Origin of the sequence: Brasilonema octagenarum UFV-OR1 (assembly GCF_963888615.1) — a bacterium.
GTDB classification, from domain to species: Bacteria; Cyanobacteriota; Cyanobacteriia; order Cyanobacteriales; family Nostocaceae; genus Brasilonema; species Brasilonema sennae.
Genome location: NZ_CAWPKW010000053.1, coordinates 1 through 16,204, shown reverse-complemented (window position 1 = coordinate 16,204; position 16,204 = coordinate 1). Strand labels below are relative to the sequence as shown.

The following is a 16,204-nucleotide window of genomic DNA, read 5'->3' as shown; positions in this document are numbered from 1 at the left end:
TTTATACACCAACAAGTCTTTGTGTGATGCTCTTTTCAACACAGCAGCTTCCCTTGCAGTGACTTCCTCACTTTCTGACTCAGATGTGTTGGGATTAAGAGTCACTCTCAGCTTCAAACCAGGCGGTAGATATTCCTCATTGTGATGTTTTTGATAGCAATGAATAACCTGTACAAGCACATCAACTTCATTATTTTCCAACCGTTTTAGATTGACAACTAAAGCTAAAGTTTGACCATTTAGTAGTAGTCCAAAATCTAATTTTTTCGCCCCAGAATAATGTTCATTTATTGAGTGACTTCTTGCATAACCCCAAACATAGTTATTATCAAGCGTTTTCAGAATATTTTTGGTAGATTGCCAACCCTCTTCAAAAACTTCAAGCCACCAATTGGTTAGGTTAACTAGTGTTTGAGTAGAAATACTTGTAGCCTGAGTTATATTTCGTATCTCTGTATTATTGACTTCAACTACTGATGGTAAAGGAATAGCAGTTGGTGACAAGAAACGTGAGTATAACAAGAGATTGTTTATTTCAGAATCAAACCAAGAAAGCGGTAACTGATAATAACTATTAGATTTTACCTCCAAATTAATTGATTGCCAATATTTAACGAGTTCGTCATAACGCAAAAAACCATGAATATTTAATTGTTCTTCCTCTTCTAAAATTTCCAGCAAGACATAGAAGTGAGCAACCCTTTTTGGTGAAGTGATAATTTTTTGTGATACAGTGACAAAATCATCAATCAGATTATCTATGATAATTAAGCAAAGGCGAAATTCACCAATATTGAGATAACAAACATCATCAATTAGATTCTCACCACTGTCTTGATTAATTTTGAGATTTGGATTTCGTTCTTTTAGGTAATTTTCAAAGCCGAGTTGTGCTAATGCGTTTAAATAAAATTTCCATTGGCTAATCTCGCCGAATTGGTTAAAATTCTTCTCGCTGATGACTTGTGCTTCCTCAAAAAAATCTGGTTCTAGCAAAACAACTTTTGGGGAAAATATTATTCTCCTCTTTTGTGTTGTAAGTATAGATTTTTCAGATATATTCATCTTTTATCTCCCCATTGATCATCTCATGAAAAAGCAATGTATATTTGTTAGTATATATCTTGTTTATGCTGCGTAGGATGAATCACTAAGGTAAACGCAAATTTGTTTAGCGAATAAGCTATTTTTACTTTGTTTTTTACCACTAAGTAATTCTGCTTTTGCCTGTTTGAATGTTTGATTCCAGGCAAAATCTCTAATTTCCGCAACAATATTTTTTAGAGATTCAGGTTCCTGAGAAATTCTTGTTGACTGAGATTGATTCAGCGATTGTAAAAGTTTCTCCAAAAAAATCTCCTCTGTTCGATACTGGACAATTTCCAAAAAATTTTCTAACTGCATAATACGTCTGGCTTTACTCCATTCGATTCCCCAATGTTTACCAATTTCACTTAAGGATATACTCTCTTGGTAATAAAGTCGCAAGCCTTCCGGTAATCGTTGAGCAAAATTTTTGTAACCTTTACTTTTTTTCAAATCTTCAATCCGCTGGTGAATCACCTCTCCTATTGTTTCATATAACACCTGTTCAAACAAGTCTTTACAGATTTCTTGTAATCTTTCAAATTCTACGTCCTCCGGCTCGCGGTCTGTATGATAAGGTAATTCTGGATTGGGAAAATAATCATTGGTTGAATTATCATACACTTCCATAGGTACAGTTTTGGTACTACCTGTTTTTTTGTAAAGCCAGTCTTGACGTAAGCTTTCTGCTATATGTTTGAGATGATAAATTAATGTATTCTGAGAAATAATAAGATTTTTTTGCTGCAACAAATACAGCATTTCTTGCAGTTGGCTTGGTGTTGGTTCAGAACAGCGCCCTTTTTGGCGTTTTTTTAGTCTGTCTCGTTGGTACACTGTTTTAAAAGCTTTTACAATTTCATAGTCTTCTGTTGAAAGAAGCCCAGACAAAGAACGGGTTACAGATTTACATAGTAGTCCCCAATCACTAGGAGTCGCTAACCCAAACTCCCACAAAAATGACTTAATTTCTTCATTCTGGCGGGTGAGTCTGTGAATCCAATTATCTAAGCTTTCGTTAGAGCCTAAGTTGGGATTAAAGCTGCGCAAAATGTCAACGCTAAAAAATTTTCCGCCTTTTGCTATGGGTCGAGTCGTGCCATCATGGTTATTCAAGATATATTGAGTTTTACCCTCACTATCTAAAATCACCAGTGCTTTACCATCATCGTTTAAAACGAAGGGAAGTAAATCGGTGTACTTAAAAAGATTTTCTGCACTGACATTGTAGATGTGAGGGATGGTTTTGCAGGTGATGAGAATTCTGTGTGAAACATAGCAGCGTAGACAAAGTCCGGCGATCGCACGTTGATAGATGTCGTCATCTAAACGAAAAATGTTCCACAAAACTGTTTGAACTTGTTTATTTTCTTCTGTCGATAGTGTGGGTTTGTTGCTTAAGTGAGGGAATTGTGTTTTCAAAAACTCCTTAGCTTTAGAGATTTCTCTGTGGTGTTTTAGATGAACATCTTTCCCTATAGGAAGTATCTGCATTTGCCAATATTTAGTTGGTGATGCCATAGTAATTTAAATTACTTAACGCTTGGTAAAACACGATATTGCGAAGCAGCACCAGAGACTATTTTTTGATTCATCTTCTGGGCGCTATATTTATATAGGTTTGATTTTGGGAAGATATGCAGTTTTGGGGAATGGGAAGCCGATGAAGGTAGATATACCAATTTACAGGCATTTTCAGGTAAATAGACCACAGTCATAGAGGTGCAATGCCTTGCATCCTTAAAAGTGGTGTAGTTCATTTATGTGAAAACTGCTGTAAAGCTCATAAATTTTGGGCGAACGCACCCAACAAAGAGGAGCACGATCGCGCTCCTGGAAAAAAGAACATATGCTTTGACTCTGGGTATTTAGGTAAAGATACTAAATATTAGTACTTATATTAACTTTTAAGCGTATCCGAGATTTGATTTTAATTCTGCAAGCCAATTTTGAGCATATTTGTTAGCTAGAGGTTTTACAATCTCTCTACCAACCATTTCTTCCATTATCTCATCATTGATGAGATAATAGATGATAGCCTCAAATTTATCAAAGTAAGTCGTTATCAAACCTGCCTTTGCTTCTTCAGATAAACAAGAATTTGCTGTTAAGTTGCATAGCTCATTAAACAAATTTGCTACTGTTTCATTGCTAAGTAACAAATCTGCTACTTGGTTGCTTATATCCCCTGGTATAAACATTTCACTAATTCCATCAAGACTAGCCCCAACTGAACGACCCAGAGCTTCGCCTGCGAATCCAGCTATAGAACCTCCAGCTGCCAAGATAACAAACTTAACGGCATATTTTTTAACCAACTCTTCTGACTCTAAATATTCTTTCTCTTCATCAAAAATAAAGTCGCTTAAAACGTATCCAGCAGCCCCACCTAGAGGACCTGCGGCTACACCTCCAACTAATCCCAACCCCATCTTTGCCAAAAGTTGTATCATGATGATTACTCCAAAACTTTTTTGTTGAGCAGAAAGAGAAACTTAAAGTAATTGTTTTCTCTGCTTCCACTTTTAAATAAGTTCAGGTTCAATCAACCTATACACTTAGTTGAAATAGTTGATATAATTCTCAATAAATCAAAGAGCTACATTTATAACCGTTGGCGAGAGTGGGCGACTGGTGCAAGATGTTGGTTAACGTTTCTGAGTGCCGATACCGTCACATAAAGTGCGATCGCTTGTTATCCACCTAAAGATATAAGTAAATGTGACTAAACTTCCATTTGGGTCACACAAGTGTATAAGTCGATTGGACTTAAACCTATTTAAAAGTAGAAGCAGGAAAACAAGCAATTAGCTTGAGTTCCTCCTTCTGCTTAAAAGAAAATCACACCATCAAAAAAAAATTCCTATGAGCATCAAACCTGATTTGCAACAAAGTTTCATGACTCAATTGCTGAAAACAAAATCATTCACACGAACAATCAACAAACTTTCTGCTATCGGACTAGTGGTGTGTTCACTTTTAACAACATCATTTTTAACACCCGAATCTAGCTACGCTAACAGTGTCTTCAACAAAAAAGATTCTGCTGTTGTCCAAACAAAGCAGAACTCTGGAGTTAGGGGAAATTACAAAGACTTTTTGACAGCACTTGCAATAAGAGAAACAGGACAACAAAATCCACCTACTAACATTGAGAACCAGTTGGGTTTTATAGGCAAGTATCAATTCGGAGAAGCCTTACTGAAAGATCTTGGCTATTACGACACCCCTAATCCCTATATTGGTGGAGCAAATGGTGTAGACAGGAATTATTGGCGCGGTACATGGAGAGGAAAAAATGGGATTAATAGCAAGCAAGATTTCCTTAATAATAAGAATAATGTCCAAGAAATAGCTATTCAAGAAGCTATGCAATACAAGTGGGGCTTGATCAAAAATCAACTCAATGGACGTTCCATAAAAGAATTTATCGGACAACAACGAGGAGGAGTAGTCGTCACAGCATCCGGAATTCTTGCAGCGGCGCATCTGCGTGGCGAAGGAGGAGTTGCCAAGCTGCTGCTGAGTAACCAGGGTTCTACAGATGAAAATGGCACTTCTATTCTCGCCTACTTAAGGGAATTTGCCGGATACCAAGTCCCTTTTGATTAGGGGAAACACTGTCAGCGTCATTGGAATTCTTTTGTGCTTTTAGTCGTTCACTTTTGAATTCCAATACCCTTGCATAAAGTGCTATCGCTCTTACTCACTTTTGGATTGTTTTTCAGATAATCGTGCACCCAACTGCAACCATCAGCCAATAGTTGATTTGACTCCAATCCCAAATTCCAGATAATAATTTTTCCGGCTTTGTCGGCTGAAATAAGGTGATTGCCATCGGGGCTGAAATTAATGCTCATGACAGAATCACTATGTCCTTTGTAAGTTTTCAATTCTTTACCGTCAAGACTCCAGAGTTTAACAGTCTTATCTAAACTACCAGTAGCAATTGTTTTACCATCTGGACTAAATTTGACACGGAAGACTCCAGCTTCATGTCCTTTGAGAGTTGTGATTAATTTGATGAATTTACCTTCAAGCGTCCAAAGTTTGACAGTTTTATCCTCACTAGCAGTAGCAATCATCTTGCCGTTGGGACTGAAACTGACACTATGAACTCCATCTTGATGATGTGTAAGAGTTGTGATTAGTTTACCTTCTGTTGTCCAAAGTTTGACAGTTTTGTCCCAACCAGCGGTAGCAATCATTTTGCCATCTGGACTAAAACTGACGCTATTAGCCCCTTCTCCATCTTCATCTTTATCTTTTTTATGTGCCTTAATGGTGTGGAGCAAATTGCCATCTAAGCTCCAAAGTATGACAGTTCCATCATGACCAGCGGTAGCAATCATTTTGCCATCCGGACTAAAACTTACTTGCCAAATCCATTTTTTATTGTGCCCTTGGAAAGTTTTTATTTTCTCTCCTTGACGATTCCAAAGTATGATAGTGCCATCTTGAGTAGCGGTAGCAATTATTTGTTTATTAGGGCTAAAACTGATGTGAGTAAACCATGTATCATGGCTACTGTCATCTAATTTAAGGGTTTTAATTAATTCACCTGAGCGCTTCCAAAATTTGACAGTCTTGTCCTTACTAGCGGTGGCATATTCTTTTCTATCAGGGATAAAACTTACGCAAAAAATCGCATCATTATGCGCCTGATGGATTTGATGTTTCTTCCCTTTGACTTGCCAAAGTTTCACAGTTCCATCCTTGCTAGCAGTGGCTATTGTTTTTCCGTCAGGACTGAAACTGACGCTCCATATCCAATCTTTATGTCCGCTCATTAGGGTTTGGAGTTTCTCGCCAGATTCACTCCAGATGATAATAGTTTGGTCAGCATCGACGCTAACAATCTGCTTTCCATCAGGACTAAAGCTTACGCTAGTGACCGAATTTTTATGAGCATCTAGGGTTTTTATTTCCTTTCCTTCAATGCTCCAGAGTTTCACAGTTTCATCCCTACTAGCGGTAGCAATTTTTTGACTATCAGGGCTGAAACTCACACCCCAAACCCAATCTTTCTGTCCAGCGAAGGTTCGCAGTAGTTTTCCATCCCGGCTCCAGAGTTTGACTGTTTTATCCTGACTGGTAGTAGCAAGAGTGTTACCATCAGGACTGAAACTCAGGTTTAAGATAGGCTGATCATGTCCCTTGAAGGTTTTGATTAATTTACCTTCAATTGTCCAGAGTTTGATATATCCCTTGGCATCAGCGCTAGCAATTGTCTTTCCGTCAGGACTAAAACTGACACTATAAACTTTTGTATTATGCCCCGTAAGGGTGGTCATTAATTTTCCTTCTGTTGTCCAAAGTTTGACAGTTCCATCCCAACTAGCTGAGGCAATTATCTTTCCTGTAGGGCTAAACTTGACGCTACGTACCCAATCTTGATGTCCTTTGAGAGTTTGTATCTGAGTCCCATCCAAACTCCAGAGTTTAACAGTTTTATCCCTACTGGCAGTGGCAATTCTTTGACCGTCGGGACTGAAACTAACGTCTGTCACTTCATCTGTATGCTTTTCCAGTCGATTGTGTTCTGTAACTTTATAAAGTGCCTCTTGTAAGAAAATATCAATCTGTTTTTGGATATCAGCTTTTTCCTGGTGTCTATAAAATGCTGGGAAAAAAGATGTTTCATTCAGTTTTCTGGATGCCTTCAAACTTTCTATGAGGGCATCAAAATCTTGACCTGAAGTCAAAAGTGCTTTACTAGATACACTAATAGCTTTGATTTCGTTCAAACGTGAATTCTGCCATTGCCACCATGCAGCCCCAGCTAGCATTAAGGTTACCACCAAACCACCAGCAAGCCCAAAAACAGTTAGCTGTCGTCTGCGCCTATGTTGGCTTTGCTCGTTATCCCACCGTATCATGCTACCAGTGATCAAATCTAGCTCTCGTGGTGTCAGTTCATCTCCCCGTTGTTTGTACCAATCTTGTGCGACTGCTAGCCGCGTTCCTTGTAATAAAGCTTCTGGATTTTTATTGCTATTTTCCCAGTCACGCATTTCTTGCTTGAGTCTTTCTTGCCAAATGCGAAACTCACGGTTAGCTTCTATCCACTCCCGCAGAGTTCCCCATTCCCGAATTAATGCTTCATGAACAATTTCTACTGTTTCTATCTTCTCAATTTCATCCCACCCAGTCACCAGCAAACGTTCATCAGCCAAACGTTTAACTAAACCCCAATTTTCATTCCCCACTTCGTTGCGAGTCGCCACACGCCTAGTGTCTTCCGTCCCTTCCCCTGGACGCACTAACTGAATAAAAACTCTTTGCGCTTGTTGTTTCTCTTCCTCAGATAGGTTTTTTAAAACTTCATCAGCGTGTTTTGCTAAACCTTTTTCTAAACCGCCAATTTCTTCATAAGCCTTGTGAGTCAAATACCAATTTTTCTGTTTTGACCAAAGCTGAGTTAAAGCAAATTCCAAAAGAGGTAAACGACCGGGGTGTTCGCCCACACTATTAATAAGTTTACTTGTTAACCCCTCCTCCAATTCCACCTTCATTTTTAAAGCAGGTTTTTCAATCGCATCTCGCAATTCCTTTTTGTCCATTGGAGTTAGTAACAATGGAGTGTATTCTTGCAAAGCCTTCCCCATTGGTTGATAATCAAGCACAATTCCCAAAAAATCTGCTCGCAGCGTCAACACCAGCGTAAATGCTGGAACAGATTTGACAGCCAAAAGTAGTACATTCAAAAAACTGTAACGTTCTTCTTGGGCAGCAAGAGTGTAAAGTTCTTCAAACTGGTCTGCCACTAACACCAAACGCTGATACCCTGAGGAGTGAATGATATTTTCGAGGAAATTGGATAATGCTGTCTCATCATGTCGCAAGTTGACCTCGAATTCTAGTTCTGCTAACCTGCTATTAGCTTCTCCTGATGCTTTTGGTTGTCGTTGTGCTAGGAATTGGCAATATTTGCTTAGTGCGATCGCCAAAGAATCAAACGGATTTTTCCCAGGACGAAAACTGACTATCTCCACATTCCCAACAGTTTTTAAATGGGGAATCAACCCTGCAAACACTACAGAAGACTTTCCACTCCCAGAAGCACCAACTACAGGAACTAGCGGTTTGCTGTTTACTGCTTCCACTAAATCTGCAATAAATTTCTCCCTACCAAAAAAGAAGTCTGCATCTTTCTCTCCAAACGCAGATAAACCGTGATAAGGACATTCAGGAAGTTCACCAGAAAGTCCTCCCAAATCTTCCCAACTCGGTGGCGGTTCAGTTGTATTTTGACAGATAATTGGTAACCAGCTTACCCCCGGTAGCTGCTTTGCAATATCTTTGTCGTCTGCAAGTTCTTTGAGTTTATCTCTAGCTTCCCTAAGTGCAGTAAATAAAGATTGACCTTCTGCAAAAGAATTTAAAAAATATTTGAGAAACTTTTGTGCTAATTTATCTGGCACTTCTTCCCGCCAGACAATAATATAGGGAAGATTTAAATCTGCTAGTTGACTTGCTAAACCTAAACCATCGCAGGAATTGAAAATTGCTAATTTTAAACCTTTCTTAATTGCTGCTTTCAGTGTTCTTTTGATTTCTGACAAACTTAAACTATCATCGGGATTAATATTTATGATTCCTGTTTGACCATCACTTTTTGTTTCGCTATGACCTGCGAAAAATAGGATATCACAAGCTTCTTCCCAGAGCGCGTTAAAATCGGAACGGTTTGGTTCGGAAAGAACTATGAGTTCTGCTGCTCGTTTTTGCAATTTTTGCAGTAACTCTTTATCGGCACTAGTATCAATATTTTTACTATCTCCAAAAATACTAATAATCCTGGGTCTTCTAATTTTACTAGAAGTAGATAATTCTTTTGATGCCGTAGGACTTGCAACACAAGAGTGAAAACGAACAGCCGCTTCACAAGATAAATTTTGAGCCAAAAAATCCCATTCCTGCCAAGGCAGTCGATGTAAAATATCCTTGGTTATCTGTGAGTCAATTTTCTGTGTGTTGATAACCAAACGAATTTCTGGCTGGGGATGTTGTGACAATGCTTGTTTTAATTCTGATTGAATCGGGTAAAGCCACTGATGAAGGTGATTACATAAACGCTGGGCAGAATCGTAACAATCTGTATTGGAAATATGAGTAACTTGGTTCTTTTTAAAACCACCTCTAGAATGCTTCAGTAACGAGTAGTATTGCTCTTTCCAACGTTGATAGAAAACTGGAATGTCGGCATTTGGGGGTAATTGCACCCTTCGGCTGCGCTCAGGGTAAACTTCTAGTTGTGTGATGTTAAGCTGTGGGTTTGCGATCGTCACCTCAAGATTGAGGTTATCAAAACCGTGCTCAAAGTTTCCGTCACCAAACTCCAAGTTTACCCATATTTCCATAGACAACCAGCCTAAATAGTTTACTTAAAGCATTACTATTGTTTGTCTACAAATCAATTATACAGAAATCCGGTTTTATTTGGTCAGACCAGTGCTTGATAAGGGTTTCCCGACAGAGGATAAGAGCGTATCTCCTCCACCAGACGCTCTTGCAACGCCTTCTGGCGTGCGCTCTGCGCACACCCGATAGCCGTAAGGCGTGGCCGTTCCCACTAGGGTGAATTGACAAAGTAGAGGTAAGGAACTCTTAACAGGGAACACTTCGACCCTTTGACCCTAGCCCCGGAGGGGGCGCTACGCAAACGACAAAACTCAGGGCAGCGCAGCGCATCGCGCTTAACAGAAAGTGACCTAGTTTCGTCACAAATCAAATATGAGTCCTATAGAAAAAAATAAAAAGAAAAAATGATTAATAAATTGTAGAAATTACTATGACTTTTTTCATCCTTGTCTTTTACTAAGGTAGTATGCAACCCTGATTTTTTACTTATCCGCTGCTATTAATTGTTGCTAAATTTTATTGAATTCAGCTAAGCTTTAGCTCACTAGATATCTATATTCAGTCCGTTTTAACGGACTTTGCCTATGCAGCCCTGAACTGAAGTTCAAGGGGTACTCACGTCGAGGTGCAAGATCTAAGTTTGTTGAGTTTCGGCTTTATTGCTGAGGTATGTACCAATACGGTGGTGATAAGCTTTTTTTCTCAAGAACTACTTCACAGCAGTTTCGATGCACGAAAAGGGCTTTGGGGATAAGGGGAAGACAACAAAACCCTCCAATGCAGTGTCGCTTCTGCCCAGTCCAACAAATAATTTTTATTAACTGAATTGTATTAATGTATGTACCGAAAAAACCCATGAATCGTAATTCAGCGCTAATAACTGTTTCATAAAATCTTTAAAATGTTATTAAATAACAGTTTGAATGTCATCTTTACTTATAATGACCACGGATTAAACAAAGTATGAAAGAAACAAAATTAAAACATCATTTTTGTTAAATCATGACAAAACGAAATAAAAAAAGGCGTTACAACATTGATCAACACTAGTGATAGAAAAACACCATGTTGGAATCTCAAAATACCTTAAACTCTTCAAGCTTAGGAGCGACAAAATCTACGGCGTTAAATATTCAAGCCACAAATAATTTTGAGAAAGATGGTTTAAATACTTCGAGCCTGAGTGGCTCTTCACAATCTATATTAGATGCAGATCAAGAGTCTTATGATACAGCAATAAACCTTCCGCAGATTGCTAATCCTAATCCTAATCCCATATTTACAAGCGCAGCAATTTTTCCTGATTTTGATGGTAATGGAAAGAAGGACAAGCTTTGGCGTAACCCTCAAACTGGTGAAACCGCTATCTGGCTGATGGATGGTACAAATGTTGCCTCTCAGGGTGCGTTGAAAACAATGAGTTCAGATTGGGACTCTAAATTTGCTGATTTCAACGGTGACGGCAAAACTGACATCATCTGGCGCAATATCAAAACGGGTGATAACACCATTTGGCTGATGGATGGCACAAATATTACCTCTGAGGCAGCTGTGGCGAATGTCCCTACAGACTGGACTTTCAGTACTGGTGAGTTCAATGGTGACGGCAAAACCGACCTCGGATGGCACAATACAAAAACGGGTGAAAATGCTGTATGGCTGATGGATGGAACACAGGTTCTGGCTTCGTCTGCTTTGGAGGCGGTTAATCCAAACTGGGCAGGCACTATTGGTGATTTCAACGGTGATGGTAAAACTGACACCTTATGGCGTGATCAAACAACAGGTGAAAACACTCTTTGGATAACTAATGGTACCACCGTTACTAAAACTGCATTGCCAACGCTTGGTACAGATTGGCAGGCTAGTCTTGCAGATTTCAATGGTGATGGCAAAACCGACATCCTCTGGCGTAATGATAAAACAGGTGAGAACTCTACCTGGCTGATGGATGGCTCAAACGTTGTTTCTCAGACTGCCTTGCCGACACAAAGTGCAGGTTGGACATCCAGTGTTGGTGATTTCGATGGTAATGGTAAGACAGATCTGCTTTGGTATAATCAGCAGACAGGTGAGAGCAAGACTTGGATAATGGATGGTGCAAATGTTACCAGTGACACTGCTTTACCGACACAAAGTCCAGCTTGGAGACCAAGTATTAGCGATGTTGATGGTGACGGTAAGACTGATATCTTCTGGCGCAATTACGAAACAGGTGAGAACAAGGTTTGGCAGATGAATGGTTCTACCCCCACTGAATCTGCTCTGCCGACAATTGACAAAGCGTGGCAGACTGCCTAAGAATTTTTGTAGAATTCGTAATTTGTGATTCGTAATTGATTTGTTCTTGCGAGTCATCAATGAGGAATTATTTGGGATTTAACTGAAATGTTCAGATTCCTGACTTCTATAAGAAGTCGGGAATCTTGTTGTTGACACACGCGAGTGCGTGCCCGTAGGACTTATGATTTATATCAAGTTGCCTAATTACTTACAATAAAAAAATAAAAAGACCTCACCCCGCCCTATGCCTAACGGCACGCTACGCTATCGGGCACCCCTCTGGTGAACTCGCCCAGAGGGGATGGGGGTGAGGTTATTCGTTTTTTATAAGTGTTTATCCGGACATGATATTAGGACTGCGATAGCAGCTTTTTATAAAAGTAGTAGAATGCATCTTCTGTATAAATATGTCTGGTTTTCTGGCATGCTCACTGTAGGCGATGATAGCTATTTAATTCGAGGCTATATTGCACGCAATTGATAACTACTACGCTCATCTGTCTTATTAACAACATATTTGTTATTGGCAAATACAGTTTGATCACAAATAGCAAAAGTAACAGATGTTATGTCTTAACAGAAACATGCAAAAAAAACAGTTAAAAAAATAATGAACACTAGTCATAAACAAACATTATGTTTGCATCTGAGACCTTGGACTCTTCTAGAAGTACTAGTGCACTCCAATCTCTCCCAATCTCCGATAGTTTTATAAACACGGATGGTTTGAATTCTGTTATAGGCATTGGACGCTCTTCTTTGCCATCACTGCTAGAAGATTCGATACAGCCTGTAGATGCTGTCACTACAAAAACAAATTCCAATCCTAATCGTTTGTTCAGTAGTACGGGGATTGTTGCCGATTTTAACGGTGATGGCAAAACGGACAGATTCTGGCGCAATTCTCAAACAGGTGAAACTGCTGTTTGGCTTATGGATGGCTCAAAGCCGACAGCCGGATCCTTACCGAAGCTAGACTCATCTTGGGACTTTGCTTATGCCGATTTCAACCGTGATGGCAAAACTGACATCTTTTGGCACAATAATCAAACGGGTGAAAACTCCATTTGGCTGATGGATGGCACAAAAATAGCTTCTGCGGTTAATTTGGAGAAAGTCGATCCATCGTGGACTGCTAGCATTGCTGATTTTAATGGCGATGGTAGAAGCGATATTTTCTGGCACAATCAGGCAACGGGTGAAAATGCTACTTGGTTAATGGATGGCACAACAGTAACCACTGCAGCTTTTTTGCCCAAAACTGATTCACAATTGTCTTACAGTATTGTTGATTTCGATGGTAATGGCAAAAGCGACATCTTTTGGCGTGATCAAACAACGGGAGAGAATGCTATTTGGTTTGTAAATGGTACCGACACATCAGAGTATTCTCTATCGAAAGTAGATCCGTCTTGGAATTATAGCCTTGGCGATTTTAACGGCGATGGTAAAACCGACTTGCTCTGGCACAATAATCAAACGGATGAAAATGCTGTTTGGCTGATGAATGGTATTTTCGTCAGTTCAGGTTCTCTGGATAAGAAAGATTCTTCCTGGAAATCTAGTATTGGTGATTTCAACGGTGACGGCAACAGTGACATCTTGTGGCATAATGCTCAAACTGGTGAAAACACTGCTTGGTTGATGGATGGCACATCCGTTGAGACTGCAGCTTTTCTGCCCGCAACTGATCCAGCTTGGCAACCCAGCATTGGCGATTACAATGGTGATGGCAAGAGTGACGTCTTCTGGCGTAGATACGACACTGGTGAGAATAATATTTGGCAAATGAATGGTACAACAGTTTCTGGATCTTCTACAGATACTGTTCCTGTTGAGTGGTCTGTTTTCTAGAAATTTGTGGTGATGCAGATTATAAACAATATACACGTAGATGATGGAGTTATCATCTGCGTGCATGTTTTTTTATCTTTTCATCCTTTCTTCTAAGGCTTCTCGTGCGTGTTCTCGGTCGTCAAAATGGATTTTTTCTGTTCCAAGAATTTGGTAGTCTTCGTGACCTTTTCCGGCAAGTAAAACGCCGTCTCCGGGTTGTGCTTGCAATATGGCGGTACGAATGGCGGTTGCGCGATCGCCCATCACTATCGGCTTTACTGTTTCTGGAATTCCTTCTAAAATATCGTCCAAAATCCTTTGTGGGTCTTCAGTACGGGGATTGTCGGATGTCACCACAGCGACATCTGCTAATTCAGCTGCGATTTTACCCATTTTCGGGCGTTTGGTGCGATCGCGATCGCCTCCACACCCAAACACGCAAATCATTTTCCCTGGAATAAACGCTCGCGTTGCTTTGAGCAAATTCTCCAAACTATCTGGTGTGTGGGCATAATCCACAATAACGCTGATATCTTGCTCCGGAAGAATTTGTACTCTTTCCATCCGTCCCGGAACTCCGGGAAACTCAGGTATCACAGATGCGACTAACTGTAAATCTAATCCCAAGTGTAAAACGGCTCCTACTGCTGCCAGTAAATTTTCTAGGTTATATTGACCAACAAGCGGTGAACGAAAAGCAACCTTACCTTTTGGTGTGTGTAATGTACCACTGACACCATTTGGTTCGTAACTCAGGTTACTCATCCACAAATCAGCTGTAGAATCATTGACACTATAACTCCACACTTTCTCTGGCTTCAAGGATGCTATTAACCGCTTGCCGTAGGAGTCATCAGCGTTAATGATTGCGCGTCCCTTAAGATATTGAGGACTAAACAGCAGTGCTTTTGCTGCAAAATAATCTTCCATATTAAGGTGAAAGTCCAGATGGTCTTGGGTAAGATTGCTAAACACCCCGACCTCGAACTGACAACCCAAAATTCGACCCTGCGCCAAAGCGTGGGAACTCACTTCCATCACTCCGTACTCATTCCCAGCATCAAAAGCAGTCGCTAGCTGCTGTTGCAGTTCGACTGCAAACGGTGTTGTATAAGCAGCAGTTTGGACAAAACCATGCCAACGAGTGTAGAGAGTGCCCATTAAAGCTGTTGGCAGATTTGCTTGATGCAGAAAATACTCAATCAGGTGGGTGATTGTGGTTTTACCATTTGTGCCCGTCACACCTACAAGTTTGAGTTTTTGCCCAGGATAGTCGTGGAAGGTGGCTGCTAATTGGGCACAGGTTTTTGTCATGTCATCAGCAGTGACAACACCAGCAGATGGTGTCGGTGGATGTTTCTGTGCTGCTTGAGGAGAAATAATTGCAGCTACAGCACCAGAGGCGATCGCACTTTGCCAAAAGTCACCACCATCAACTCGTGTTCCAGGCATCCCAATAAACAAATCTCCCGCAACGCAAGCATGGGAATTTGTCTTTAAATTCTTGATTTCGGCATCCATTGCTGGATGTTGTGGTAACTGCACAACATCATCTACAGTCGCTAGTAACTCCCGCAGTTTCATTTTGTGAACCTCGTCACACATTCTGATTTTGCTTATTTTGCACTATGTTTTCTATTTATACAAATACTTTGAGTTAATTGAATTGGGAATAAGCAACAGGGGTTTTTAGGTAAAAATTTAAACCCCCACCCAAAACTTGCCACTTGATAGTTGTGGAAGTAACAGACTCTCACAAAAGGGGAACAGAATTTCCTGTTCCCAATAATCGCTGTTCCCTTATTGGATCAATTGGAAAAAACTTTTCGATTAACTGTACTTGGCTTATCTGCTATAAAAAAAAGAAGTGGGAGCAGGCATACCAAACGCCATTAATGCTCCCACTTACCATTTACCGCTGAAGAGACAGGAATATGTACAGACATTGCCAGTGATTTAGGGGGCTAATGTGCAGGTTAACGACAATGCCTGTACGAGCTAAATATTCCTGGTGCGGCAAATGTAAACTTGATTATTCATATTGATTTCTCTCAACAACTAGTCAGTAAATCATTTGGTGATATACTTTCTGTTTATTTGGTGATTTTTGGTAGAAGGTGTATCACACTTTATGGTATGTGATACACCCTGATAACAACACCCTTGAAGTCGTTTACCTTCTTTAATTTAATCGATTTACTCATAGCTTGGTTGCCACTTTGGCAGTTTTTTTATTTTTTGAAAGCTCATCAATAACAACATAATTTTAGATTTTATCTTTGAAAAATTCTTTATTTCATATTACTCAAGTTAAGTAAAGAAAAAAAAGAGTGGGAGCAAGCATACCAAACGCCATTAAAGCTCCCACTTACCATTTACCGCTGAAGAGACAGGAATATGTACAGACACTGCCAGTGATTTAGGGGGCTAATGTGCAGGTCAAGGACAATGCCTGTACGGGCTGAATATTCCTGGCGCGGTAAATGTAAACTTGATTATTCATATTGATTTCTCTCAACAATTAGTCAGTAGATCATTTGAGGATATACTTTCTGTTTCTTGGGTACATTTTGTGAAAGATGTATCACACTTTATGGTATGTGATACACCCTGATAACAACACCCTTGAAGTCGT

8 protein-coding genes are annotated in these 16,204 nt (G+C 39.9%); 3 read left to right on the top strand and 5 right to left on the bottom strand.

Annotated elements, in window-relative coordinates:
• The 3 genes from AC5590_RS03900 to AC5590_RS03890 form a co-directional block, all read right to left on the bottom strand.
• On the bottom strand, nt 1–1,065 hold a 1,065-nt coding region (locus AC5590_RS03900; RefSeq protein ID WP_169268194.1), incomplete at its 3' end, for a DUF1822 family protein.
• A gap of 63 nt (nt 1,066–1,128) precedes the next feature.
• Nucleotides 1,129–2,607 carry a hypothetical protein gene (locus tag AC5590_RS03895; protein ID WP_169268193.1) on the bottom strand — a complete coding sequence of 493 codons (1,479 nt, stop codon included), beginning with the start codon at nt 2,605–2,607 and terminating at the stop codon, nt 1,129–1,131.
• 386 nt (nt 2,608–2,993) lie between these two features.
• A complete protein-coding gene (locus AC5590_RS03890) occupies nt 2,994–3,539 on the bottom strand; it encodes a hypothetical protein (RefSeq protein ID WP_169268192.1) in 546 nt (181 codons plus the stop codon).
• 412 nt (nt 3,540–3,951) lie between these two features.
• Here AC5590_RS03890 and AC5590_RS03885 point away from each other — a divergent pair, with 412 nt between their 5' ends.
• Nucleotides 3,952–4,698 carry a hypothetical protein gene (locus tag AC5590_RS03885; protein ID WP_169268191.1) on the top strand — a complete coding sequence of 249 codons (747 nt, stop codon included), beginning with the start codon at nt 3,952–3,954 and terminating at the stop codon, nt 4,696–4,698.
• A gap of 47 nt (nt 4,699–4,745) precedes the next feature.
• Here AC5590_RS03885 and AC5590_RS03880 read toward each other — a convergent pair whose 3' ends face one another.
• The gene (locus AC5590_RS03880; protein WP_169268190.1) at nt 4,746–9,449 is read right to left on the bottom strand and encodes an nSTAND1 domain-containing NTPase; all 4,704 of its coding nucleotides are present in this window, start codon (nt 9,447–9,449) and stop codon (nt 4,746–4,748) included.
• Between the two features lie 1,066 nt (nt 9,450–10,515).
• Here AC5590_RS03880 and AC5590_RS03875 point away from each other — a divergent pair.
• Nucleotides 10,516–11,751 carry an FG-GAP repeat domain-containing protein gene (locus tag AC5590_RS03875; protein WP_169268189.1) on the top strand — a complete coding sequence of 412 codons (1,236 nt, stop codon included), beginning with the start codon at nt 10,516–10,518 and terminating at the stop codon, nt 11,749–11,751.
• A 618-nt stretch (nt 11,752–12,369) separates the two neighbouring features.
• Complete coding sequence (locus AC5590_RS03870; protein ID WP_169268188.1) at nt 12,370–13,587, top strand: FG-GAP repeat domain-containing protein; 1,218 nt, start codon at nt 12,370–12,372, stop codon at nt 13,585–13,587.
• Nucleotides 13,588–13,659: 72 nt separating this feature from the next.
• On the opposite strand, the gene AC5590_RS03865 is transcribed toward AC5590_RS03870, so the two are convergent.
• Entirely contained in the window at nt 13,660–15,153 is a 1,494-nt protein-coding gene (locus AC5590_RS03865; RefSeq protein WP_169268187.1) for a UDP-N-acetylmuramoyl-L-alanyl-D-glutamate--2,6-diaminopimelate ligase, read from the bottom strand.
• Between the last annotated feature and the right edge of the window lie 1,051 nt (nt 15,154–16,204).